Here is a 22,532-nt window from a genome sequence, read left to right as displayed (position 1 = left end):
TCCTCTGTCATAAGCCCAGCCTTCACCGCCCGGCTGATTTACGGGCTGCCGTGGCGGTGTCTCGTGCGGGTTTCGCGCCTGTTCGCAAAACTTGAGCACAATCAACGCTCTAACGAGCATTTTTGACGGTCCAGCCGCCTTCGCGGGCGGATCTCTGTGGCCATTAGGAGAGCCAAATGCCCAAGCTGAAGACCAAATCGGGCGCTAAAAAGCGCTTCAAGGTGACTGCCACCGGCAAAGTGATGCACGCCCAGCGCGGCAAGCGTCACGGCATGATCAAGCGGACGAAGAAGCAGATCCGTCAGCTCCGCGGCACCCGCGTGCTGTTCAAGACCGACGGCGACAACGTCAAGAAGTACTTCTTGCCGAACGCCTGATCGGGTCCACGATCATTGCCACCTCTGCCGCGCATCCCGCGGCGATCCGATAACCAAGTCATCTCTGAAGGATCTCGTCATGTCTCGCGTCAAACGCGGTGTGACCGCCCACGCCAAGCACAAGAAAGTCTACAAGGCCGCCAAGGGCTTCTATGGCCGCCGCAAGAACACCATCCGCGCCGCCAAGCCGGCCGTGGAGAAGGCCCAGCAATACGCCTTCCGCGACCGCAAGCGTCGCAAGCGCACCTTCCGCGCGCTCTGGATCCAGCGCCTCAACGCCGCGGTCCGTCCGTTCGGCCTGACCTACAGCCGATTTATCGACGGCCTTGCCAAGTCGGGCATCACCGTGGACCGCAAGGTGCTGTCGGATCTCGCGATCCGCGAGCCCGCCGCGTTCCAAGCGATCGCCGAGAAGGCCAAAGCCGCGCTGGCGGCGTAAGCCGCCCCACTGCGCGACTTGCGCAGCGTTCAGCTTGTGATGGCCCGGGCAGAGGCGCGTGTCGCGCGTTCATCGCCCCGGCCGTCATCTCTCGCGCATACACTTCTCCGACGTGGATGCCCGGCGAATCTAACGCGAAGATGCGCTTCGCGCTTTTGGCCGGGCGTGACGGGCTAGGATCATCGGCTCAGCATCCTGGCCAAAAGGGATTGCCATGACCGATCTTGCCCAGCTCCAAGCCCAGATCATCGCCGACATCGCCGCCGCTGCCGACGAGGCCGCGCTCGAGGCCGTGCGTGTTGCAGCCCTCGGCAAGAAGGGCTCGATCTCGGCGCTGCTCGCCACGCTCGGCAAGATGTCGCCGGACGAGCGCAAGACGCAAGGCGCGGCGATCAACCAGGCCAAGGACGAAGTCAGCCAGGCGCTTGCTGCGCGGCGCGACGTGCTGAAGTCGGCGGCGCTCGATGCGCGGCTGGCGTCCGAGACCGTCGACGTGACCCTGCCGCTGCGCGATGCGCCGGCTGAGGCCGGCCGCATCCATCCGCTGAGCCAGGTCTGGGACGAGCTCACCACCATCTTCGCCGACATGGGATTCTCGGTGGCCGAAGGCCCCGACATCGAGACCGACGATTACAACTTCACCAAGCTGAATTTCCCGGAAGGCCATCCGGCGCGCGAGATGCACGACACGTTCTTCTTCCATCCGAAGCAGGACGGCTCGCGCATGCTGCTGCGGACCCACACCTCGCCGGTGCAGGTGCGCACCATGCTGAGCCAGAAGCCGCCGATCCGCGTGATCTGCCCGGGCCGCACCTATCGCATCGATTCGGACGCGACCCACACGCCGCAATTCCACCAGGTCGAGGGCCTCGTCATCGACAAGAGCTCGCATCTCGGCCATCTCAAATGGATCCTGCACGAGTTCTGCAAGGCGTTCTTCGAGGTCGACCACATCAACATGCGCTTCCGGCCCTCGTTCTTCCCGTTCACCGAGCCTTCGCTCGAAGTCGACATCCAGTGCCGCCGCGACAAGGGCGAGATCCGCTTCGGCGAGGGCGAGGATTGGCTCGAGATTCTCGGCTGCGGCATGGTGCATCCCAACGTGCTGCGCGCCTGCGGCATCGATCCCGACGAGCACCAGGGCTTCGCCTGGGGCATGGGCATCGACCGCATCGCCATGCTGAAATACGGCATCGCCGATTTGCGCCAGCTGTTCGACAGCGACGTCCGCTGGCTGAGCCACTATGGCTTCAAGCCGCTCGAAGTGCCAACGCTTGCCGGAGGGCTCAGCACGTGAAATTCACCCTCTCCTGGCTGAAGGATCATCTCGAGACCGACGAGCCGCTCGAAAAACTCGCCGACAAGCTCACCATGATCGGGCTCGAGGTCGAGAACATCGAGGACAAGGCGAAGGCGCTGAAGCCGTTCACCATTGCGAAGGTGATCTCGGCCGAGCAGCATCCGAATGCGGATCGCCTGCGCGTCTGCATGGTCGACACCGGCGACGGTGGTGCGCCGGTGCAGGTGGTGTGCGGCGCGCCGAATGCGCGCGCCGGGCTCGTCAGCGTGTTCTCGCCGCCCGGCACCTACATTCCCGGCAAGGATATCACGCTCGGTGTCGGCACCATCCGCGGCGTCGAGAGCCGCGGCATGCTGTGCTCGGCGGCCGAGCTGCAGATCTCCAACGATCATGACGGCATCATGGAATTGCCGGCGGACGCGCCAATCGGTGCTGCCTATGCCGAATGGGCCGGCCTCGGAGATCCCGTCATCGAGATCAATCTGACGCCGAACCGGCAGGACTGCACCGGCGTGCACGGCATCGCGCGCGATCTCGCCGCCGCCGACATGGGCAAGTTCAAGGATCCCACCATCAAGCCGGTCAAGGGCGAATTCCCCTGTCCCGTGAAGGTGACGGTCGAGGATGCCACGCTGTGCCCGGGCTTTGCGCTCCGTCTCGTGCGCGGGGTCAAGAACGGGCCGTCACCGGAATGGCTGCAGAAGCGGCTGACCGCGATCGGCCTGCGTCCGATCAACGCGCTGGTCGACATCACCAATTTTGTGACCTACGACCGCGCACGCCCGCTGCACGTGTTCGACGCCAAGAAGGTGAAGGGCAATCTCGTCGTGCGCCGCGCGCGCGAGGGCGAGAGCCTGCTGGCGCTCGACGGCCGCACCTACAATCTCGATCCCGCCATTTGCGTGATCGCGGACGAGCACGGCGTCGAATCGCTCGCCGGCATCATGGGCGGCGAAGCATCGGGCTGCGACGAGAACACCACAGACGTGCTGATCGAATCGGCGCTGTGGAACGAGATCAACATCGCCCAGACCGGCCGCAAGCTCGGCATCAATTCGGACGCGCGCTACCGCTTCGAACGCGGCGTCGATCCAGCCTTCATGGTGCCCGGCATCGAGCTCGCGACCAAGCTGGTGATGGAGATGTGCGGCGGCGCGCCCTCTGAAACCGTCCTGGTCGGCAAGACCTTTGGCGACGACCGCCTGATCGAATTCCCGATCACCGAAGTCAAGCGCCTGTCTGGCATTGAGGTGCCGCAGGTTGAGATGAAGCGCATCCTGACCCATCTCGGCTTCATGATGGCGGGTCCCGGCCCGGTGGTGAAGGTCGCGGTGCCGTCCTGGCGCTCCGACGTGCACGGCAAGGCCGACATCGTCGAGGAGATCGTCCGCATCTTCGGCGTCGACAAGGTGCCGATGACGCCGTTCGAGCGCGGCGACGAGCCGCGCAAGCCGGTGCTGACGCCGCTGCAGCTGCGCAACCGCCGCGCGCGGCGCGCGCTCGCGAGCCGCGGCATGGTCGAAGCCGTGACCTGGTCGTTCATCGCAAAATCTGCGGCCGAATTGTTCGGCGGCGGACAGCGCGAGCTCGAGGTTGCCAACCCGATCGCCTCGGATCTCTCCGACATGCGCCCGACCCTGCTGGCCGGCCTGATCGCGGCGGCGCAGGCCAATGCCGATCGCGGCTTCGGCGATGTCGCGCTGTTCGAGGTCGGCCAGGTGTTCAAGGGCGATCTCCCGCAGGACCAGTTCATGGCGGCGAGTGGCGTGCGCCGCGGCCTTGCTTCGTCCGAAGGGCTCGGCCGGCACTGGACCGGCTCGGCGCAGGCCGACGTGTTCGACGCCAAGGCCGATGCGCTGGCGGTGCTGGCGGTGGCCGGCGCGCCGATGCAGGCGCTGCAGATCGTGGCGGGTGGTCCCGGCTGGCTGCATCCGGGTCGCTCCGGCACGATCCAGATCGGGCCGCAGAACGTGCTCGGATATTTCGGCGAAGTGCACCCGAGAGCCCTCGAGGCGCTCGGCGCCGACGGGCCGCTTGTCGTCTTTGAGGTGATCCTCGACCGCATCCCCGAGGCGAAGAAGAAGCCGACGCGCGCCAAGCCCTTGATCGAGCTCTCGGCGTTCCAGCCGGTGTCGCGTGACTTCGCTTTCATTGTCGACCGCGCCGTCAAGGCCGGCGACATCGTTCGCGCGGCGCAAGGCGTCGACAAGAAGCTGATCACCGGCGTCAATGTCTTCGATATCTACGAAGGCAAGGGCATCGATGACGGCAAGAAGTCGATCGCGATCGCGATCACGCTGCAGCCGCGCGAGAAAACCCTGACCGATCAGGAGATCGAGGCCGTCGCCACGAAGATCGTGGCCGAGGTCACCAAGAAGACCGGCGGCACGTTGCGCGGATGAGTCCTGCTGACTTCCTTCCGAAGGACGTCAGCCTCACGATCGCGGCGGCGCTCTGCGCCGTCGCTTTCGTTTCGGGCACAGCGCGCGGCTTCTCCGGCTTCGGTTCGGCGCTGATCTTCATGCCGCTGGCGAGCAGCATCGCGGCACCGCGGCTCGTTGCTGCCCTGCTTCTCGTCATCGATTTCGTCGCAGCCGCGCCGCTGCTGCCGGATGCATGGCGGAAGGCCGATCGCAAGGCCACGGCCGTGATAGTGCTGGGCGCGCTGATCGGCGTACCCATCGGCACCTATTTCCTCAGCGTGCTCGAACCCGTTACCACGCGCTGGATCATCTCCTGCTTCGTAGCGGCGCTGCTCCTTCTGCTGCTGTCGGGCTGGCGCTATCGCGGCAAGGACCATGCCTGGCTGTCGGTGGGCATCGGCGGCCTCTCCGGCTTCTGCAGCGGGCTCGCGCAAACCGGCGGCCCGCCGATCGTCGGCTACTGGCTCGGCCGCCCGATCGCGCCGATGGTCGCGCGCGCCAACATCGTGCTGTTCTTCGGCGCCTCGGATTTCTTCTCGATGATCAGCTACGCGGCGACCGGCCTGATCAGCCGCGAATCGCTGGTGCTGTCGCTGATCGTCGGCCCGGTCTATGCGGTTGGCGTTGCGTTCGGCAGCTCATTGTTCGGCCGCGCCAGCGAGAAGGTGTTTCGCGGCATCTGCTACGCGCTGATTGCGATGGCGGTGATCTTTGGATTGCCGGTGCTGGATGGCGTGCTGCGATAACATCTCCGCTGTCGTCCCGGGGCGCGCGTAGCGCGAGCCCGGGACCCATAACCCCGGGGAGTGGTTATGGGGCAAGGTGGCAACTCCGAGTCTTCGCCAAACCACTCCCTGTGAGTATGGGTCCCGAATCTGCGCTCCGCTTCGCTGCGCCTGTCCGGACGACAGTGGAATTTATCGCGGCTTGATCGTCTTACTGCTTCGGCACGCGCCGCTTCTTCGTCGACTGCGTCGGCACGTCGGCCGGCTCGTCCTTCAGCGCGCCGATCTTGCGCAAGGCGGCGTCCGCGGCGCGTTCGCCGCTTTCCCAGGCGCCGTCGACGGTGCCCCAGAGCGTCTCGTGCGTGGCTTCGCCGGCGAGGAACACATTGCCGATCGGCTCGGCCAGGGTCCTTCGCGACAGCTGGCCGCCCGGCGAGGCTGCCGACATCGCGCCCATGACGTAGGGCGAGGCGTTCCAGCGCGTGGCGCTGGTCTTCTGCACCACGGAAGCGGCCTCGCTGCCGAACAGCTTCGTGATCCATTCCCTGGCGAAAGCCACCATCGCCTTCTCGCCCTGCTCGGCGAGATCGCGGCCGAACGAGCCGCCGACATCGATCGAGCACAGCGAGGAGCCGCCGATATTGGCTAACATCAGCGCCGTGCGGGTCGAGTTGCTCTGCTCGATGAGGATGTCGTCGCGCGACAGGCCGAGGGGATTGCCCGGCAGCTGCAGCACGATACGATCGTAGCTGCCGAGGCTAAGCTTCGATGCCGCATCCAGCGTCCGCTTGGGAATGTCGGGCGCGAATTTGATCGCGCCCGATGTCAGCACATTGGTCGAGACCGTGACGATGGCGGCGCGCGCGGCGATCTTGCCGGCTTGCGTCTCGACGCTGACGTCGCGGTTGCTCCAGGCGATGCGGCTCGCTGGTGTGGACAGCGCCACCGGCGCCTGCTCGCCGAGCTTGGCGATTAGCGTGCCCAGGCCCTGGCGGCAGGCGATCGCCGCGTTGCGGTCCTGCGCGCGTCCCTTGTCGATGGCAGACAGCTCCTTCAGGTCCTTGCCGGCAAAGCTCGCGCCCAGCATGAACTCGGCCGCGCCGGCCCAGTCGCCGAGATCCTTCGGCAGCACCGATGCGCAGGAGGTGTCGAGCTTGCCCCGTCCGGCCTCGTCGATGGCGCGGTTGACGCGCACCAGGGCGGCCAGGAATTGCTCGGTCTCGCCCGCGCGCGCGTTGCGGCGGCCAATGCGCATCTTCTGGCCCGAGGGCGCCGGCAGCACGTCCAGCCCGGCACTGCGCGCCAGCCGGATCATCGGGTTGGTGTCGGGATTGTACATCCAGCGCGCGCCCCGGTCGAACGGCGTGTCGAAGGTGGTGCTGTCGGTGATGCAGCGGCCGCCGACCTGCGCGGCCGCTTCCACCACGATGACCTTGCGGCCCGTTGCCAAGATACGCCGCGCCGCGGCAATTCCCGCCGCCCCCGCACCGATCACGACGATATCAGCCTCGCGCGGCAGGGGCGCGGCCGATGCGCGCAGCACCGGCATCGCCGCAAGGGCCGCCGACGCCGAAAGAAAGCCGCGGCGCGTGATTGTCATGTCATGGTTTCCGGGGACTTGCGGCGAACGTGAACAGCCCGCGAACCTTGCCGTATCCGATGTTGCGCAGCAACCAGGATGGTGAATCAACCATGCTTGATCTCACAGAGTGATGAACCGAATTGCAACACGTTTCGACCATGATAGAGAAGGGAAAAAGACGGCCGGAAAAGGCCGTGGGGGGTTGAGATGGGGACGGTCCTGGATTCTGTCGGCAAGGTGATTGCCGCGTACCTCTCAAAGGAGGTGCCGGGCTATGAGCCGTTCACGCCGAGCGACCCCGAGCATCTGCGCGGCATCATCGAGCCCGGCGACGTGCTGCTGGTCGAGGGCAACAACCGCATCTCCGGCATCATCAAATACTTGACGCAGTCGACCTGGTCGCACGCCGCGCTCTATGTCGGTCCGATCGATGGGGCAGAGGAGTCCAATGGCGAGCCGCATGTTCTGATCGAGGCCAATATCGGCGAGGGCGTCACCTCGGCGCCGCTGTCGAAATATTTCCCCTATCACACCCGCGTCTGCCGCCCGGTCGGGCTGTCCTATGAGGATCGCACCACGGTGTGCCGCTATGCGATCAACCGCATCGGCTTCGGCTACGACACCAAGAACATCGTCGACCTCATGCGCTATCTGTTCCCGCTGCCGATACCGCAGCGCTGGCGCCGACGCATGATCGCGATCGGCTCGGGCGACCCGACCAAGATCATCTGCTCGGCGCTGATCGCGCAGGCCTTCGACGCCGTGCGCTACCCGATCCTGCCGAAGATCACCAAGGCCGGCAGCCGCGCCGCACGGCGCGAGATACTGCACATCCGCGATTCCTCGCTCTACATGCCCCGCGACTTCGACATCTCGCCCTATTTCGAAGTCGTCAAACCCACCATCGTGCACGGGTTCGACTACACCGCCTTGCACTGGGCCGACAAGCAGAAGCCGCTCGAGGAGGTGGCGGGCTCATTCAGTGTGTTTCCAGAAGCGCTCGTGGCGCCGCCGCTCGCTCCTGAAGCGGCTGACGAAGCGACGTCGGGTGAAATTCCGGCTCAAGAAGTGAGCGCGCCGCCTGCGCGAGCCAGTGTGGCTTTCTCCGAGCATTTCGTGCAGCTGAGCGAGCTCGCGATGTATCGCGCGCGGGCGCGGGAGAAGACGGCTTAGGTTCGCACGGTCTCGTAGGGTGGGCAAAGGCGCGAAGCGCCGTGCCCACGTTCGGGCGCGATCACTGACCGACGGTGGGCACGCTCCGCTTTGCCCACCCTACGAGACTTCGCCACGAGCGCAGCGAAGCAACGGCGGTGGAGAGAGCGCGCGCTACCGATCCGCCCGTCCGATCACCGCCATCAGCTCCGCGATCTTGGCGCGCTGGTCGGCCTTGTCGCCGCTCGCGATGGCGTGCTCGACGCAATGGGCGACGTGATCCTTCAAAACCTCTTCCTCGACCCGGCGCAGCGCGGCGCGCACCGCCGCGATTTGCGTCACGATGTCGATGCAGTAGCGGTCTTCCTCTACCATTCTCGAGAGGCCACGAACCTGGCCCTCGATTCGGCCGAGACGTTTTCCGACGGATGCCTTGATGTCCTTGCGCATGGGGTCTATATACCCCTACCGGGTATAGGTTTCAAGACCAAGCGCAAAGGCCGGAACATGGCAATGAACAACAACGAGCACGAGCATCGTCACAGCGCGGGAACGCATTCCGGATGCGGCTGTTCCACGAAAGCTGCAGCGCCGGCGGCGAAGCCCGAGGCTACCTCGTGCTGCGGCGGCCACGGCGATCATGCCGGCCACGACCATCATCACGGCGACGCCGCAACCAAGGTCAAAGATCCCGTCTGCGGCATGATGGTCGATCCCGCGACCTCGAAGCATCGCATCACACATCACGGCGAGACCTTCCATTTCTGCTCGTCCGGCTGCCGCACCAAGTTCGCCGCCGATCCCGCCAAGTATCTTGCCAAGGACAAGGCGCCCGAACCGGAGATGCCCGCGGGCACGATCTACACCTGTCCGATGCACCCGCAGATCCGCCAAGTCGGTCCGGGCACGTGCCCGATCTGCGGCATGGCGCTGGAGCCTGAGGTCGCAAGCCTTGAGACCGGCCCAAATCCCGAGCTCGCCGACATGACGCGACGGTTCTGGATCGGCGGCGTGCTGTCGCTGCCGCCGATCGCGCTGGAGATGGGCGGCCACCTCGCGGGCCCCCACAGCTGGATCGATCCGACCGTGTCGAATTGGATCCAGCTCGTCTTTGCAACGCCCGTGGTGCTGTGGGCCGGCTGGCCGTTCTTCGTTCGCGGCTGGCAATCGCTGCTGACGCGCAATCTCAACATGTTCACGCTGATCGCGATGGGTACGGGCGTTGCCTATGTCTACAGCGTGCTCGGCACGGTCACGCCGCAGATCTTCCCCGCCACCTTCCGCGGCCATGAGGGCGCGGTCGCAGTCTATTTCGAGGCGGCCGCCGTCATCACCGTCCTGGTGCTGCTCGGCCAGGTGCTGGAGCTGCGCGCCCGCGATGCGACCTCGGGCGCGATCAAGGCGCTGCTGCAGCTCGCGCCGAAGACCGCGCGCCGCGTCGACGCCGACGGCAGCGAGCACGAGGTCGAGATCGACACGCTGCACGCCGGCGATCGCCTGCGCGTCCGTCCCGGCGAGAAGGTGCCGGTCGACGGCGTCATCCTCGAAGGCCGCTCGTCGCTAGATGAATCACTCGTGACAGGCGAATCCATGCCGGTCACCAAGGAGACTGGCGCCAAGGTCATTGCCGGCACGCTGAACCAGTCCGGCAGCTTCATCATGCGTGCCGACAAGGTCGGGCGCGAGACGATGCTGTCGCAGATCGTGCAAATGGTCGCGGATGCGCAGCGCTCGCGCGCGCCGATCCAGCGCCTGGCCGACCAAGTCTCCGGCTGGTTCGTGCCGGCCGTGATCGTCGTTGCCCTCGCCGCCTTCGGTGCCTGGGCCTGGTTCGGACCGGAGCCGCGGCTGGCCTTCGGCCTGGTCGCGGCTGTCAGCGTGCTGATCATCGCATGTCCCTGCGCGCTCGGCCTCGCGACGCCGATGTCGATCATGGTCGGCGTCGGCCGCGGCGCGCAAGGCGGTGTGCTCATCAAGAACGCCGAGGCGCTGGAGCGTATGGAGAAGATCGACACGCTCGTGGTCGACAAAACAGGCACGCTGACCGAAGGCAAGCCCAAGGTGGTGACGATCGCGCCGGCGTCCGGCTTCGCGGAAGAAGACATCCTCCGGCTGGCGGCCACCGTCGAGCGCGCCAGCGAGCATCCGCTGGCCGACGCCATCGTGCGCGCGGCCAAGGAAAAGCAGCTCACCCTCGGCCAGGTCGAGCAGTTCGACTCGCCGACGGGCAAGGGCGCGACGGGCAAGGTCGACGGCAAGACCATCGTGCTCGGCAATGCCAGATATCTGTCGTCGCTCGGCGTCGACACCCATTCGCTCGCCGCCGAAGCCGAGCGGCTGCGCGGTGACGGCGCCACCGTGATCAACATGGCCGTCGACGGCCGGCTTGCCGGCCTGTTTGCGATCGCAGATCCGGTCAAGGCCTCGACGCCGGAGGCGCTGAAGGCGCTCGCGGCGGAAGGCATCAAGGTGATCATGCTGACCGGAGACAACCGCACCACGGCCGAGGCCGTGGCGCGCCGGCTCGGCATCGCCGAGGTCGAGGCCGAAGTGCTGCCGGACCAGAAGAGCGCGGTAGTGACCAAGCTGCAGAAGGCCGGCCGCAGCGTCGCCATGGCCGGCGACGGCGTCAACGACGCGCCGGCGCTGGCGGCGGCCGAGGTCGGCATCGCCATGGGCACCGGCACCGACGTTGCGATGGAGAGCGCCGGCGTGACGCTGCTCAAGGGCGACCTCGTCGGCATCGTCCGCGCGCGAAAACTGTCGCAGGCGACGATGAGCAACATCCGGCAGAACCTGTTCTTCGCCTTCATCTACAACGCCGCCGGGATTCCGATCGCCGCCGGCGTTCTCTATCCGGCGTTCGGTCTGCTGCTCTCCCCGATCATCGCCGCGGCGGCGATGGCGCTGTCCTCGGTCAGCGTCGTCGGCAACGCGCTGCGGCTGCGTGCGACGCGGCTGTAAGGACGCTGTGTAGCCCGGATGGAGCGTAAGCGAAATCCGGGGGTCCTGCCTCATATTGCACCGTCCCGGATTGCGCTTCGCTCCATCCGGGCTACGGTTCAGAGGACATAAGCGGGAGCATCTGATGCAGCGGATTACCATCACGATCGAGGACGATCTCCTGGCGGAGATCGACGCCGCGGCCGAAGCGCGCGGTTACCAGAACCGCTCCGAGATCATCCGCGACCTCGCGCGCGCCGGCCTGCAGCAGAGCGCCGAGGACACCGCGCAAACTGGCCAATGCGTCGCCGGCCTCGTCTACGTCTATGACCACGCGGCGCGCGATCTGTCGAAACGGCTGGTGCAGGAATTCCACGGCCACCACGACCTCGCGCTGGCGACGCTGCATGTTCACCTCGACGACAACAATTGCATGGAGATGACGGCGTTGCGCGGCGCTGCCTCCGAAGTCAGACATTTCGCCGACCACATCATCGCCGAACGCGGCGTGCGCTACGGCCGCGTGGTGATGATCCCGACCGGGGATGGCAAGCCGGCGAAGGCGCGCAAGCACGGGCATAGACACGACTAGGCTGAATCTTACCCTCCAGGGGAGGGTAAAGAAGAAATCGCGCCACCTTCACCGACAAGGGGAGACGGCCCACCGCCCTTGCCGAAGCCGCATTGGGTGTCTACCTCTCGCGCAGTGTTTACCTCAGAGGGTCCCCCATGCTGGATGCCGCCATTAAGGCGCTGTCGCAATTGATCTCGCCGCCGATGCGCTCGATCCTGTGGCGGTCGATCGGGCTTGCGCTGGTGCTGATCACCGTGCTGGCGATCGGCTTGCAGCGGCTGCTCAGCTGGTTTGCGACCTCCGGCGAGGTGTGGCTGGAAGGCCTGCTCGGGCCGGGCTGGCATTCATCGATCGAGGTTCTGTCCTGGATCGTCTCGATCGCGACGGGTCTCGGCGTCGTGTTCGGCGGCATCTTCCTGATGCCGGCGATCACCTCGCTGGTGGCGAGCCTGTTCGTCGACGACGTCGCCGACATCGTCGAGCGCGAGCATTATCCGGCCGAGCGGCCGGGCGCGGCACTGCCGTTCAGCCGGGCGATGCTCGAGGGCATCAAGACCGCGCTCGTGGCCATCCTGGTCTATCTCGCCGCTCTGCCGCTGGTGCTGTTCGCCGGCGCCGGTTTCCTGATCTTCTTCCTCGCCGCCGCCTGGCTGCTGGGCCGCGAATATTTCGAGCTCGCCGCGATGCGCTTCCGCCCGCCGGAGGAAGCCAAGGCGATGCGGCGCGACAATGCCGCGACCATCTTCACCGCCGGCCTGTTCATCGCCGCCTTCGTCTCGATCCCGATCGTCAATCTGGCGACGCCGATCTTCGGCATGGCCTTCATGGTCCACATGCACAAGCGCCTGTCGGGCCCGCGGCCCGAGCTGATCGAACCGGCGCGGCAGGTGCGATAGGGGCGCCCGGGGCGGCGCTGCCTCACACCGTCTTCTCCGGCCAGCGACAGAGATCGTTGACCAGGCAGACCTCGCAGCGCGGCTTGCGCGCGAGGCACGTATAGCGGCCGTGCAGGATCAGCCAATGATGCGCGTGCAGCATGAACTCGGCCGGGATCACCTTTTCCAGGCCAAGCTCGACCTCGAGCGGCGTCTTGCCGGGCGCTAGGCCCGTGCGATTGCCGACGCGGAAGACGTGGGTGTCGACTGCCATCGTGTGCTCGCCGAAGGCCATGTTGAGCACGACGTTGGCGGTCTTGCGGCCTGCGCCGGGCAACGACTCGATCTCGGCCCGCGTGCGCGGCACCTCGCCGCCGAATTCACTGAGCAGCTTGGCCGACAGCGCGATCACGTTCCTGGCCTTGGTGCGGTAGAGGCCGATCGTCTTGATGTAGTCGCGCAAGCGCTCCTCGCCGAGATCGAGCATCTTCTGCGGGGTGTCGGCAACCTCGAACAGCGCACGCGTCGCCTTGTTGACGCCGGCGTCGGTCGCCTGTGCCGACAGCACCACCGCGACCAGCAGCGTGAACGGGTTGACGTGCTCGAGCTCGCCCTTGGGCTCCGGATTGGCCTTGCGGAAGCGGCTGAAGACCTCGTGGACCTCGGCCGGCGTCCACGGCTTTGTGGTTTTGAGTGATTTCTTCGCGGGTGCTCTCGGCTTGGTCGCGACCGGTCTTGCCGTTTTCTTCGGCACCGCCGCTTTGCGCGGGACCGGCTTGCGGGTGATTTTCGCCATGATCGGGATATACTGATGGACGATGAGCACTGGCAACGAAATTGCGCGGACGCGATCCGAGAGCGAGGACGAGCCTCAGATCTTCTCCGCGCTGCTGACGCCGCACCGCTCGCTGAACCGCACCGGCTTTCTCGCCGTGATGCTGTTCCTGAGCGCCGTCGGCTTCGTCACGGGCCTTGCTTTCCTGATGATGGGCGCCTGGCCGGTGCTCGGCTTCTTCGGTCTCGACGTGCTCGTGATCTGGTGGGCCTTCAAGGTCAATTTTCGCGCCGCACGGGCCAGCGAGGAAATCGTGGTGACGCCGTCGGAATTGCGGGTGCGACGCGTCAGCCATCGTGGCCAGGTTGCCGAATGGACCTTCAATCCGCTCTGGGTCCGGCTCGACCAGGAGGTCGATGAGGAATACGGCATCGAGCACCTTTATCTGATCTCCCGCGGCCGCCGCCTGCTTATCGCGGGCTTTCTCGGGCCGGCAGAAAAGGCCAGCTTTTACAATGCCTTGGTGGGGGCTCTCAACGCCGCGCGGCGCGGCCCGACCTATCATCCGGCGACCTGAGCACAGTCGGAAATCGGGTGGTTTCGCGCCAGCGCCTCCCCTACATTTCCGGTCATGATGACCCTTGCGATACATGACCAGCGCCTGGCCAGGCCGGGCACCCAGAACGCCGCGTTGCGCGACTATGATTCGGTGCGGCGGGCGATCGCCTTCATCTCGGCGAACTGGCGCGCGCAACCGACCATCGAGGCGATGGCGGATGCCGCTGGCGTCACGCCGGATGAGCTGCACCATCTGTTCCGCCGCTGGGCTTCGATCACGCCGAAGGCTTTCATGCAGGCGCTCACCCTCGACCACGCCAAGAACCTGCTCAGGGATTCCGCCAGCATCCTTGACGCGGCGCTCGACTCCGGCCTGTCCGGGCCGGGCCGGCTGCACGACCTCTTCGTCACCCATGAAGCGATGTCGCCGGGCGAATGGAAGAACGGCGGTGCCGGCCTCACCCTGCGCTACGGCTTCCATTCCTCGCCGTTCGGCACCGCGATCGTGATCGCCACCGATCGCGGCCTGTCGGGCCTCGCCTTCGCCGATCACGGCGAGGAGAAGATCGCGCTCGCCGACATGACGCGGCGCTGGCCGAACGCCACCTATGTGGAAGATCACGAAGGCACCGCGCCGCTCGCCGCGCGCATCTTCGATCCAAAATTGTGGCGGCCGGATCAGCCGCTGCGCGTGGTGCTGATCGGCACCGATTTCGAAGTGCGGGTGTGGGAGACGCTCTTGAAGATTCCGATGGGCCGCGCAGTGTCCTATTCCGACATCGCCTGCAACATCAGGAATCCCAAGGCTTCACGCGCCGTCGGTGCCGCCGTCGGCAAGAACCCGGTCTCCTTCGTCGTGCCCTGCCACCGCGCACTCGGCAAGAGCGGCACGCTCACCGGCTATCATTGGGGCATCACCCGCAAGCAGGCGATGCTGGGCTGGGAGGCCGGGCAGCTTGGGCTGCAGTAGGCAAGATGCAGTAGGATTTCGTAGGGTGGGTTAGCGCAGCGTAACCCACCTCTCTGGTTTCCGCAGAACAGAAGTGGTGGGTTACGCCAGCGACTGCGCTTTGCGCAGTCGCCGTCTAACCCACCCTACGGCACCGCGCTTGCGGCAAAGTCTACCCCGCCAGATCCAGCTTCGAGGCCACGGTCGAATCCGCGTTGAGGCGGTAGATGATCGGCACGCCGGTGGCGAGCTCGCGCTTCAAAATGCCTTCGGGCGAGAGCTTCTCCAGCACCATGATCAGCGCGCGCAGCGAGTTGCCGTGGGCGGCAACCAGCGTGCGCTTGCCGTTGAGCACACCGGGCAGGATCTCCTGCACGTAGTACGGCAACGCGCGCGCGAGCGTGTCCTTCAGGCTTTCGCCGCCGGGCGGCGGCACGTCGTAGGAGCGGCGCCAGATCAGCACCTGCTCCTCGCCCCATTTCTTGCGGGCGTCGTCCTTGTTGAGACCGGAGAGATCGCCGTAGTCGCGCTCGTTGAGCGCGAGGTCCTTCGAAGTCGGCAGACCCTCCTGGCCGAGCTCAGCGAGGATGAGATCGAGCGTGTGCTGCGCGCGCGTCAGCACCGAGGTGTAGGCGACGTCGAACACCAGGCCCTGTGCCTTCAGCTTGCGGCCGGCTTCTTTGGCTTCCTTCACGCCGAGCTCGGTGAGGTCAGGGTCCTTCCAGCCCGTGAACAGGTTCTTCAGATTCCATTCGCTCTGGCCGTGGCGCACGAGCACGAGAAGGCGTTCGCTCATTGACTGCTTTCCGTTGCTTGATTGGATCAGATATCGTCGAGGCCGAGCACGTCGGCCATGGTGTAGTGCCCCGGCTTCTTGCCGTGCGCCCACAGCGCCGCCTTGAGCGCACCATGGGCGAACAGCATGCGGTCCTCGGCCTGATGCGACAGCGTCAGGCGCTCGAACGGGCCAAGGAAGGTGACGCTATGGTCGCCGGCCACGGTGCCGCCGCGCAAGGAGGCGAAGCCGATATTGCCCGGCCGGCGCGCGCCGGTGATGCCGTCCCGGCCACGCTCGGAATGGTCATCGAGGGTGACGCCGCGGCCGCTCGCTGCGGCCTGCCCCAGCATCAGCGCGGTGCCCGAGGGTGCATCGACCTTCATGCGGTGATGGGTCTCGACGATCTCGATATCAAAACTCTGGTCGAGCGCTTTCGCAACGCGCTTGACCACGGCGGCGAGCAGATTGACGCCGAGACTCATATTGCCCGACTGCACCACCACGGCGCGATTGGTGACGCTCTTGATCACGGCATTGTCCGAGCCGGACAGGCCGGTCGTGCCGATGACGTGCACGAGGCCGCGTTCGGCGCCGATCGCGACATTGGCGATGGTCGCCGCAGGCACTGTGAAATCGAGGATGCCGTCGGCCTCCTTGCACATCGCCCAGAGATCGGCGGAGAGCTTGATGCCGTTGGCGGGCAGGCCGGCGAGCACGCCGGCATCCTTGCCGAGCAGCTGGGAGCCCGGCGCCTCCAGCGCGCCGGCCAGCACGGCGCCCTCGCTTTCAGCAATCGCCCGCACCAGCGCCCGGCCCATCCGGCCGCCGGCTCCCGCAACAATCAAGCGCATGTCGGACATGGTGTGATCCTCTTCGAGGCCGTTGTAGCGGGGGGAGGCAGTTCCGGCAACCGAGGGGCGATCGGGGGGCGCAGGCGCTCTTACTTTTTCCCTGGAGGGGCCCGGGACGAGCGTAGCTCGCCCGTGGGTCGGCACGCGATCGAGCAAAGCGAGATTGCGTGACGGGGTGGGGTGACGGTCTCTCCGCGACGAACAGTGCCCGGTGGAGAGATCACCCCGCCCCGCTCGCGCTGCGCGCGATCGACCCTTCCCCTCCAGGCCCCTCCAGGGAGGGTAAGACGGGATCGAGCCTCAGCCGTCCTGCGGCTGCGGGCCGTCGTAGCCTTCGATGACGATGAGGTCGGCGATCGAGTGCGGCTGGCGCACCTTGATGTTGGCCTGGTATTCCGGCGAGTTGTAGCAGGCGAGCGCGGTCTCGTAGTCAGGGAATTCGATCACGACGTTGCGGTTGCGGCTGGCGCCTTCGACGGCGGTGAACTTGCCGGCGCGGACGACGAAGCGGCCGCCCCATTTCTTGAAGATCGGGCCGTTGGCGATGGCGTAGGGCTTATAGCCCTCGTCATTGCTGACGTCGACACGCCCGATCCAGTAGCCTTTTGCCATTGTTCTTCTCCCTGTTGTTTAGTGGGTTAGCCGAGCGCTTGCGCGATCTCGGCGTGGATGGTGTCCGCGACCGCCTTGGGATCGGCGGCTTCCACAACCGGGCGCCCGACGACCAGATAATCCGCGCCGGCGGCGATCGCACGGCTAGGCGTCATGATGCGCTTCTGGTCGCCGCTGGCGGCGCCCGCCGGACGAATGCCGGGGGTGACGAGGCTCATCTGGTGGCCGACGATCTTGCGCAGGCTACCCACCTCCTCCGGCGAGGACACGAGGCCATCGACACCGAGCACCTGCGCCTGCTGCGCACGCGCCTCGACCAGCTCCGACACGCTGAGCCGATAACCGGCCGCATGCAAATCGTCGTCGTCGTAGGACGTCAGCACCGTCACGGCGAGGATCTTCAGGCTGGCCCTGCCGCGGCCTTCGACGGCGCCCTTCATGGTCTGCGGATAGGCGTGCACGGTGACGAAGGTCGCGCCCAGCTTGGCGACGCTCTCCACGCCGCGCGTCACGGTGTTGCCGATATCGTGCATCTTGAGATCGGCGAACACCTTCTTGCCCGCATCAGCGAGCTTGCCGATCAGCGGCAGGCCGCCGGCATAAGCGAGTTGATAGCCGATCTTGTAGAACGTGACGCTGTCGCCGAGCTTCGCGATCATCGCCTCCGCGGCATCAACGCTCGGCAGATCGAGCGCAACGATCAGGCGGTCCTTCGGGGCGATCTCGGCTGGCGTCATGTCACCTCACATCATGCGTTGGGAAACGTCGATCAACTGCGTCACCAGCTCCTTCAGCGCGGCGATATCGCTCTCGTTCTTCAGCCTGTCCCTGTCGTCATAGGCCTGGTCGGCAAAGGCGAGCGTGAGCTGGCTGGCAATCACGTTGGCGTGGCAGGCGGAGAGGATCAGCCGCAGCGCCTGCAGCGCGCGGGCGGCACCTAACCGGCTCTGGGACGCGCCGGCAAGCGCGAAGACCCGGTTGCGGAACACCTCTCCGCGCGCCTCGTGCAGCTCGTGCACGCGGCTGACCCAGTCGATCGCGTTCTTCAGGAGCGGCGGCACCGAGGCGTTGTATTCGGGCGAGACGATGAGGACACCGTGATGCGCGCCGATCATGCGCTTCAGATTGATCGCGTGCTTGGGCACGCCCGATTTGGCCTGGAGATCGCCGTCATAGATCGGCAGCGGAAAATCGGCGAGCGAGATGCGGGTGACGTCGACGCCGGCCTGGACGAATTCGTAAGCAGCGACAGCCGCCAGCTTCGCATTGTGCGAGCCGGTGCGCAGCGAGCCGGGAATGATCAGGATCTTGGGGGCTGGCATCCAATCTCATGCATTCGGCGAAACGAGCCCGCCGCGCAAAGAGGAGCCGGCGGATTTAATGCTTGCGATACACCCAGACGCGGGCCGGCGGAAGGTTCATCCAGATCCGTTCCGAGGCCTCTGTGGACACGCCGGATAGCGATTTCGGGATCGGCGGCACCACCGCATAGGTGAACTGGATGAAGGGCGCACCGGGCGCGAGCGCGGTGAAGGCATCGCGAATGAGCCGCAGCCGCGTCAGCATCGGTTTGGTGACGAGCGGCAGGCCGGACACGACCGCGCTGGCCGGCGCGCTCAAGACATTCCAGAGCGTGTCGCGCAGGCGGTAGGCATCGCCCTGCACCACCTTGGCTTGCGGGTAGCGGTCGCGCAGCAGCGCGCAGAAGCCGGGATTGTATTCGACGAGAACGAGACGTTTCTGGTCGACCCCGCGCTCGATCAGCGCGGACGTGATGGCGCCGGTGCCGGGTCCGAGCTCGACCACCGGTGCGTCGGAATCGGGATCGACATAATGAGCCATGGTCCGCGCCAGCAGCTTGCCGGACGGCATCACCGCGCCCATGTGCAAGGGCTTTTCGATCCACGACCTGAGAAAGCGCACCTCGTCATCGAGACGAGGCTTCTTCAACGCACGCGCGGACGATGGCAATGGCATGTCGGGACCGGACGGAACCGCAGGACCGCGGCGTGTCAGAAAATGGTCATAAAGACGTATAGGCCGGAGGCGATACGGTCAAGACGCGTCAGTTCGCCCGATTGCCGAAGAAATCCTTGACCTTGGCGAAGAAACCCTCGGCTTCCGGCTGGGTGTTGCCGGAGGAGAGCTTCTCGAACTCGGCCAGCAATTCCTGCTGCTTTTTGGTCAGGTTCTGCGGGGTCTCGACCATGACCTGAACGTACATGTCGCCCATCTGGCGCGACCGCAGCACCGGCATGCCCTTTGATGCAATGCGGAAACGACGGCCCGACTGGGTGCCGGCGGGCACCTTCACCTTGGTCTTGCCCTTCTCGATGGTCGGCACCTCGAATTCGCCGCCGAGCGCGGCGGTCACCATCGAGATCGGCACGCGGCAATGCAGATCCGCGCCGTCACGCTGGAAGAACTGGTGCTGGGCCAGCGAGAGGAAAATGTAGAGGTCGCCGGGCGGTCCGCCGCGGACCCCCGCCTCGCCCTCGCCGGCGAGCCTGATCCGTGTGCCGTCCTCGACGCCTTGGGGAATGTTGACCGAGAGCGTCCGCTCCCGGGTGACCCGCCCTTGTCCCGCGCAGGACGGGCAGGCGTCTTCGATCATCTGGCCGCGGCCCTGACAGCCCGGGCAGGTCCGCTCCAGCGTGAAGAAGCCCTGCGACTGCCGCACGCGGCCGGCGCCGCCGCAGGTCGAGCAGGTCTTCGGCTTGGTGCCGGCCTTGGCACCGATGCCCGAGCAGGCCTCGCAGGTGACCGAGACCGGAATCTCGATCTGCGCGGTCTTGCCGCCAAAGGCTTCCTCGAGGGTGATTTCCATATTGTAGCGCAGATCGGCGCCGCGCTCGCGGCCGCCGCGGCCGCGCTGTCCGGCCATGCCGAACAGATCCTCGAAGATGTCGGAGAAAGAGGAGGCGAAGCCGGCACCGAAACCGGCGCCACCGCCGAAGCCACCGCCCTGCTCGAACGCGGCGTGGCCGTAACGATCATAGGCGGCGCGCTTGTCCTTGTCCTTCAGGACCTCGTAAGCCTCATTGATTTCCTTGAACTTGACTTCGCTGGTCTCATCCCCGGGATTGCGGTCGGGATGGAATTTCATCGCCAGCTTGCGGAACGACGATTTCAGCTTGCCTTCGTCGGCGTCGCGTTCGACTTCGAGGGTCTCGTAATAGCAGCGCTTGGTGGACGTGGACATGATGAGCTCGGTCTATCCAATCGCGATTCAAGTTGGCGCGGAACAACGCTGACATGCGGCGGAATGAGCGCCCTTCGACCTTGCGGCAGAGGGCAGCCTGGCAGCGCTGAGAATAACGGCTGGGAATTGATCGATCGTAACGGGGCCGACTTTGAAGGAGCCTTGAAAGGAGTCCTGGCCCGTCCGTCCCGACACGACGGCCTCCCCCGCGAGGGAGGAGGCCGGTAGCGTGTGTGGGGTCCAAGCCGTCCGCATCGTCACCCTCTCGGGGCTTAAGCGGACTTCTTGTTGTTCTTGTCGTCGTCGACCTCGGTGAATTCCGCGTCGACGACGTCGTCCTTGGCCGCATCCTTCTTGGCGTCGGCCTCGGCCTGCTGCTTGTACATGGCCTCGCCGAGCTTCATCGAAGCCTGCGCCAGCGTCTGGGTCTTGGCCTTGATCGCCTCGGCATCGTCGCCCTTCAGCGCTTCCTTGAGGTCGCTGACGGCATCCTCGATGGCGCGGCGCTCGCTCTCGGCAACCTTCGAGCCGTGCTCGGCCAAAGCCTTCTCGGTCGAATGCACCAGGCCATCCGCCTCGTTCTTGGCGGTGACGGCCTCGCGGCGCTTCTTGTCCGCCTCGGCATTGGCCTCGGCGTCCTTGACCATCTTCTCGATGTCGGCTTCCGACAGACCGCCGGAGGCCTGGATGCGGATCTGCTGCTCCTTGCCCGTGGCCTTGTCCTTGGCCGAGACGTTGACGATGCCGTTGGCGTCGATGTCGAAGGTCACCTCGATCTGCGGCATGCCGCGCGGCGCCGGCGGAATGCCCATCAGGTCGAACTGGCCAAGCATCTTGTTGTCGGCTGCCATTTCACGCTCGCCCTGGAAGACGCGGATGGTGACGGCATTCTGGTTGTCTTCAGCCGTCGAGAACACCTGGCTCTTCTTGGTCGGGATCGTGGTGTTGCGGTCGATGATGCGGGTGAACACGCCGCCCAGCGTCTCGATACCCAGCGACAGCGGGGTGACGTCGAGCAGCAGCACGTCCTTGACGTCGCCCTGGAGCACGCCGGCCTGGATCGCAGCGCCGATCGCCACGACTTCGTCCGGGTTGACACCCTTGTGCGGCTCCTTGCCGAACAGCTGCTTCACGACTTCCTGGACCTTCGGCATGCGCGACATGCCGCCGACCAGCACGACCTCGCCGATCTCACCGGCGGTGACGCCGGCGTCCTTCAGCGCCTTGCGGCAGGGCTCGACGGTCTTCTGGATGAGGTCGTCGACCAGCGCCTCGAACTTGGCGCGGGTGAGCTTCATCGTCAGATGCTTCGGGCCGGTCTGGTCCGCGGTGATGAAGGGCAGGTTGATCTCGGTCTGCGTCGTCGAGGACAGCTCGATCTTGGCCTTTTCAGCGGCTTCCTTCAGGCGCTGCAGCGCGAGCTTGTCGTTGCGCAGGTTGATGCCCTGCTCCTTCTGGAACTCGTCGGCGAGATAACCCACGAGGCGCATGTCGAAGTCTTCACCGCCGAGGAAGGTATCGCCGTTGGTCGACTTCACCTCGAACACGCCGTCGCCAATTTCGAGAATGGAGATATCGAACGTACCGCCGCCGAGGTCATATACCGCGATGGTGCCGGCCTTGGTCTTGTCGAGGCCATAGGCGAGCGCGGCCGCGGTCGGCTCGTTGATGATGCGCAACACTTCGAGGCCCGCGATCTTGCCGGCGTCCTTGGTCGCCTGGCGCTGGGCGTCGTTGAAGTAGGCAGGAACGGTGATGACGGCCTGCTCGACCTTCTGGCCGAGATGGGCTTCCGCGGTCTCCTTCATCTTCTGCAGGATGAAAGCCGAGACCTGCGAGGGCGAGTAGGTCTGGCCGTCGGCCTCGACCCAGGCGTCGCCGTTGGAAGCCTTCACGATCTTGTAGGGAACGAGCTTCTTGTCCTTCTCGACCATCGGGTCGTCGTAGCGGCGGCCGATGAGGCGCTTCACTGCGAAGAAGGTGCGCTCGGGATTGGTGACGGCCTGGCGCTTGGCCGGCTGGCCGACGAGGCGCTCACCGTCATCCGTGACGGCGACGATCGAAGGCGTCGTGCGCATGCCTTCGGAATTCTCGATGACTTTGGCGTTCTTGCCATCCATCACGGCGACGCACGAATTCGTGGTGCCGAGGTCGATCCCAATGACCTTTCCCATGGTCCTGATATCCTTCTTTTTGCGGCAGGTTGGCTGGGCCCAAGAGGCACCCGAACCGAAACCCCCTAAGATCAAACATCCGCGATATTGCGATGATTGAGGCTCATATAGGAGGGGGGGAGGGGCCCGCAAGGACCGAAGCTAGGTTTCTGCCGCTAAAACATCGGGTTTTGGAAGGTGATATCCGGGCTCAACCGCCCTTGCGGGTGAGGAATTATTAACAGGTCCGGGCGTCGGCAAGCC

Annotated in this window: 22 protein-coding genes; 11 read left to right on the top strand and 11 right to left on the bottom strand. The window is 65.6% G+C overall.

The genetic code is table 11. The annotated features are described in order from the left end of the window. The first annotated feature begins 176 nt into the window (after positions 1–176). The 5 genes from rpmI (at position 177) to I6F24_RS31160 (ending at position 5,285) form a co-directional block, all read left to right on the top strand. On the top strand, positions 177–377 hold the full coding sequence (gene rpmI / locus I6F24_RS31180; RefSeq protein WP_008539890.1) for a 50S ribosomal protein L35: 201 nt from the start codon (positions 177–179) through the stop codon (positions 375–377). 79 nt (positions 378–456) lie between these two features. Next, positions 457–816, top strand: a complete 360-nt coding sequence (gene rplT, locus I6F24_RS31175) for a 50S ribosomal protein L20 (RefSeq protein ID WP_027550107.1) — start codon at positions 457–459, stop codon at positions 814–816. Between the two features lie 214 nt (positions 817–1,030). Beyond that, positions 1,031–2,113: a phenylalanine--tRNA ligase subunit alpha gene (gene pheS / locus I6F24_RS31170; protein ID WP_036024378.1), complete on the top strand. Its 1,083-nt coding sequence runs from the start codon at positions 1,031–1,033 to the stop codon at positions 2,111–2,113. Then, the gene (gene pheT / locus I6F24_RS31165) at positions 2,110–4,518 is read left to right on the top strand and encodes a phenylalanine--tRNA ligase subunit beta (RefSeq protein WP_036024377.1); all 2,409 of its coding nucleotides are present in this window, start codon (positions 2,110–2,112) and stop codon (positions 4,516–4,518) included. The genes pheS and pheT overlap by 4 nt, the downstream gene beginning before the upstream one ends. Next, on the top strand, positions 4,515–5,285 hold the full coding sequence (locus I6F24_RS31160) for a sulfite exporter TauE/SafE family protein (RefSeq protein ID WP_074447579.1): 771 nt from the start codon (positions 4,515–4,517) through the stop codon (positions 5,283–5,285). The genes pheT and I6F24_RS31160 overlap by 4 nt, the downstream gene beginning before the upstream one ends. 190 nt (positions 5,286–5,475) lie before the next feature. Here the strand turns inward: I6F24_RS31160 and I6F24_RS31155 are convergent, their stop codons facing one another. After that, positions 5,476–6,864, bottom strand: a complete 1,389-nt coding sequence (locus I6F24_RS31155) for an NAD(P)/FAD-dependent oxidoreductase (protein ID WP_036024359.1) — start codon at positions 6,862–6,864, stop codon at positions 5,476–5,478. A gap of 189 nt (positions 6,865–7,053) precedes the next feature. On the opposite strand from I6F24_RS31155, the gene I6F24_RS31150 reads away from it, so the two are divergent. Then, positions 7,054–8,019 carry a YiiX/YebB-like N1pC/P60 family cysteine hydrolase gene (locus I6F24_RS31150; RefSeq protein WP_074447580.1) on the top strand — a complete coding sequence of 322 codons (966 nt, stop codon included), beginning with the start codon at positions 7,054–7,056 and terminating at the stop codon, positions 8,017–8,019. A 153-nt stretch (positions 8,020–8,172) separates the two neighbouring features. On the opposite strand, the gene I6F24_RS31145 is transcribed toward I6F24_RS31150, so the two are convergent. Beyond that, positions 8,173–8,448, bottom strand: a complete 276-nt coding sequence (locus tag I6F24_RS31145) for a metal-sensitive transcriptional regulator (RefSeq protein WP_036003300.1) — start codon at positions 8,446–8,448, stop codon at positions 8,173–8,175. A gap of 63 nt (positions 8,449–8,511) precedes the next feature. On the opposite strand from I6F24_RS31145, the gene I6F24_RS31140 reads away from it, so the two are divergent. The 3 genes from I6F24_RS31140 to I6F24_RS31130 all read left to right on the top strand — a co-directional run bounded on the left by I6F24_RS31140 (position 8,512) and on the right by I6F24_RS31130 (position 12,411). Next, complete coding sequence (locus I6F24_RS31140; RefSeq protein WP_036024355.1) at positions 8,512–10,962, top strand: heavy metal translocating P-type ATPase; 2,451 nt, start codon at positions 8,512–8,514, stop codon at positions 10,960–10,962. A 124-nt stretch (positions 10,963–11,086) separates the two neighbouring features. Beyond that, positions 11,087–11,533 (top strand): nickel-responsive transcriptional regulator NikR, encoded by a 447-nt coding sequence (gene nikR, locus I6F24_RS31135; protein ID WP_036003294.1) that lies wholly within the window; start codon positions 11,087–11,089, stop codon positions 11,531–11,533. 137 nt (positions 11,534–11,670) lie between these two features. Beyond that, a complete protein-coding gene (locus tag I6F24_RS31130; RefSeq protein ID WP_036024354.1) occupies positions 11,671–12,411 on the top strand; it encodes a sulfate transporter family protein in 741 nt (246 codons plus the stop codon). 22 nt (positions 12,412–12,433) lie between these two features. Here I6F24_RS31130 and nth read toward each other — a convergent pair whose 3' ends face one another. After that, positions 12,434–13,186, bottom strand: a complete 753-nt coding sequence (gene nth / locus I6F24_RS31125; protein WP_036024369.1) for an endonuclease III — start codon at positions 13,184–13,186, stop codon at positions 12,434–12,436. A gap of 22 nt (positions 13,187–13,208) precedes the next feature. Here nth and I6F24_RS31120 point away from each other — a divergent pair, with 22 nt between their 5' ends. Together I6F24_RS31120 and I6F24_RS31115 are read left to right on the top strand one after the other, a co-directional pair. Further along, complete coding sequence (locus I6F24_RS31120; RefSeq protein ID WP_036024353.1) at positions 13,209–13,742, top strand: DUF2244 domain-containing protein; 534 nt, start codon at positions 13,209–13,211, stop codon at positions 13,740–13,742. Positions 13,743–13,796: 54 nt separating this feature from the next. Next, positions 13,797–14,693, top strand: a complete 897-nt coding sequence (locus I6F24_RS31115; RefSeq protein WP_036024351.1) for a bifunctional helix-turn-helix domain-containing protein/methylated-DNA--[protein]-cysteine S-methyltransferase — start codon at positions 13,797–13,799, stop codon at positions 14,691–14,693. A gap of 151 nt (positions 14,694–14,844) precedes the next feature. Here the strand turns inward: I6F24_RS31115 and I6F24_RS31110 are convergent, their stop codons facing one another. From I6F24_RS31110 to dnaK, 8 genes are all read right to left on the bottom strand, one after another. After that, a complete protein-coding gene (locus I6F24_RS31110; RefSeq protein ID WP_036003261.1) occupies positions 14,845–15,468 on the bottom strand; it encodes a 2,3-bisphosphoglycerate-dependent phosphoglycerate mutase in 624 nt (207 codons plus the stop codon). A gap of 26 nt (positions 15,469–15,494) precedes the next feature. Continuing rightward, positions 15,495–16,310 (bottom strand): 4-hydroxy-tetrahydrodipicolinate reductase, encoded by an 816-nt coding sequence (gene dapB / locus I6F24_RS31105; RefSeq protein ID WP_036024349.1) that lies wholly within the window; start codon positions 16,308–16,310, stop codon positions 15,495–15,497. A gap of 291 nt (positions 16,311–16,601) precedes the next feature. After that, the gene (locus I6F24_RS31100) at positions 16,602–16,913 is read right to left on the bottom strand and encodes a DUF1330 domain-containing protein (RefSeq protein ID WP_036003256.1); all 312 of its coding nucleotides are present in this window, start codon (positions 16,911–16,913) and stop codon (positions 16,602–16,604) included. 26 nt (positions 16,914–16,939) lie between these two features. Then, positions 16,940–17,650, bottom strand: coding sequence for an orotidine-5'-phosphate decarboxylase (gene pyrF, locus I6F24_RS31095; RefSeq protein ID WP_225113131.1), 711 nt, complete (start codon positions 17,648–17,650; stop codon positions 16,940–16,942). Positions 17,651–17,656: 6 nt separating this feature from the next. Beyond that, positions 17,657–18,235 carry an NAD(P)H-dependent oxidoreductase gene (locus tag I6F24_RS31090; RefSeq protein WP_225113132.1) on the bottom strand — a complete coding sequence of 193 codons (579 nt, stop codon included), beginning with the start codon at positions 18,233–18,235 and terminating at the stop codon, positions 17,657–17,659. A 55-nt stretch (positions 18,236–18,290) separates the two neighbouring features. Further along, on the bottom strand, positions 18,291–18,890 hold the full coding sequence (locus tag I6F24_RS31085; RefSeq protein WP_036003251.1) for an rRNA adenine N-6-methyltransferase family protein: 600 nt from the start codon (positions 18,888–18,890) through the stop codon (positions 18,291–18,293). An 88-nt stretch (positions 18,891–18,978) separates the two neighbouring features. Beyond that, positions 18,979–20,115 (bottom strand): molecular chaperone DnaJ, encoded by a 1,137-nt coding sequence (gene dnaJ / locus I6F24_RS31080; RefSeq protein WP_036003248.1) that lies wholly within the window; start codon positions 20,113–20,115, stop codon positions 18,979–18,981. 272 nt (positions 20,116–20,387) lie between these two features. After that, on the bottom strand, positions 20,388–22,289 hold the full coding sequence (gene dnaK, locus I6F24_RS31075) for a molecular chaperone DnaK (RefSeq protein WP_036003245.1): 1,902 nt from the start codon (positions 22,287–22,289) through the stop codon (positions 20,388–20,390). Positions 22,290–22,532: the final 243 nt, after the last annotated feature.

Source organism: Bradyrhizobium sp. BRP23 (genome assembly GCF_020194135.1).
Classification (GTDB): Bacteria; Pseudomonadota; Alphaproteobacteria; order Rhizobiales; family Xanthobacteraceae; genus Bradyrhizobium; species Bradyrhizobium yuanmingense.
Note: the sequence above shows the minus strand (reverse complement) of the source record. Positions and strands in the feature narration are given on the sequence as shown.

Bases quoted from the DNA above. Each gene is read 5' to 3' on its own strand.
- rpmI (WP_008539890.1), top strand. From the start codon at position 177: ATGCCCAAGCTGAAGACCAAATCGGGCGCTAAAAAGCGCTTCAAGGTG.
- rplT (WP_027550107.1), top strand. From the start codon at position 457: ATGTCTCGCGTCAAACGCGGTGTGACCGCCCACGCCAAGCACAAGAAA.
- pheS (WP_036024378.1), top strand. From the start codon at position 1,031: ATGACCGATCTTGCCCAGCTCCAAGCCCAGATCATCGCCGACATCGCC.
- I6F24_RS31160 (WP_074447579.1), top strand. From the start codon at position 4,515: ATGAGTCCTGCTGACTTCCTTCCGAAGGACGTCAGCCTCACGATCGCG.
- I6F24_RS31155 (WP_036024359.1), bottom strand. From the start codon at position 6,864: ATGACAATCACGCGCCGCGGCTTTCTTTCGGCGTCGGCGGCCCTTGCG.
- I6F24_RS31150 (WP_074447580.1), top strand. From the start codon at position 7,054: ATGGGGACGGTCCTGGATTCTGTCGGCAAGGTGATTGCCGCGTACCTC.
- I6F24_RS31145 (WP_036003300.1), bottom strand. From the start codon at position 8,448: ATGCGCAAGGACATCAAGGCATCCGTCGGAAAACGTCTCGGCCGAATC.
- I6F24_RS31140 (WP_036024355.1), top strand. From the start codon at position 8,512: ATGAACAACAACGAGCACGAGCATCGTCACAGCGCGGGAACGCATTCC.
- nikR (WP_036003294.1), top strand. From the start codon at position 11,087: ATGCAGCGGATTACCATCACGATCGAGGACGATCTCCTGGCGGAGATC.
- I6F24_RS31130 (WP_036024354.1), top strand. From the start codon at position 11,671: ATGCTGGATGCCGCCATTAAGGCGCTGTCGCAATTGATCTCGCCGCCG.
- nth (WP_036024369.1), bottom strand. From the start codon at position 13,186: ATGGCGAAAATCACCCGCAAGCCGGTCCCGCGCAAAGCGGCGGTGCCG.
- I6F24_RS31120 (WP_036024353.1), top strand. From the start codon at position 13,209: ATGAGCACTGGCAACGAAATTGCGCGGACGCGATCCGAGAGCGAGGAC.
- I6F24_RS31115 (WP_036024351.1), top strand. From the start codon at position 13,797: ATGATGACCCTTGCGATACATGACCAGCGCCTGGCCAGGCCGGGCACC.
- I6F24_RS31110 (WP_036003261.1), bottom strand. From the start codon at position 15,468: ATGAGCGAACGCCTTCTCGTGCTCGTGCGCCACGGCCAGAGCGAATGG.
- dapB (WP_036024349.1), bottom strand. From the start codon at position 16,310: ATGTCCGACATGCGCTTGATTGTTGCGGGAGCCGGCGGCCGGATGGGC.
- I6F24_RS31100 (WP_036003256.1), bottom strand. From the start codon at position 16,913: ATGGCAAAAGGCTACTGGATCGGGCGTGTCGACGTCAGCAATGACGAG.
- pyrF (WP_225113131.1), bottom strand. From the start codon at position 17,650: ATGACGCCAGCCGAGATCGCCCCGAAGGACCGCCTGATCGTTGCGCTC.
- I6F24_RS31090 (WP_225113132.1), bottom strand. From the start codon at position 18,235: ATGCCAGCCCCCAAGATCCTGATCATTCCCGGCTCGCTGCGCACCGGC.
- I6F24_RS31085 (WP_036003251.1), bottom strand. From the start codon at position 18,890: ATGCCATTGCCATCGTCCGCGCGTGCGTTGAAGAAGCCTCGTCTCGAT.
- dnaJ (WP_036003248.1), bottom strand. From the start codon at position 20,115: ATGTCCACGTCCACCAAGCGCTGCTATTACGAGACCCTCGAAGTCGAA.
- dnaK (WP_036003245.1), bottom strand. From the start codon at position 22,289: ATGGGAAAGGTCATTGGGATCGACCTCGGCACCACGAATTCGTGCGTC.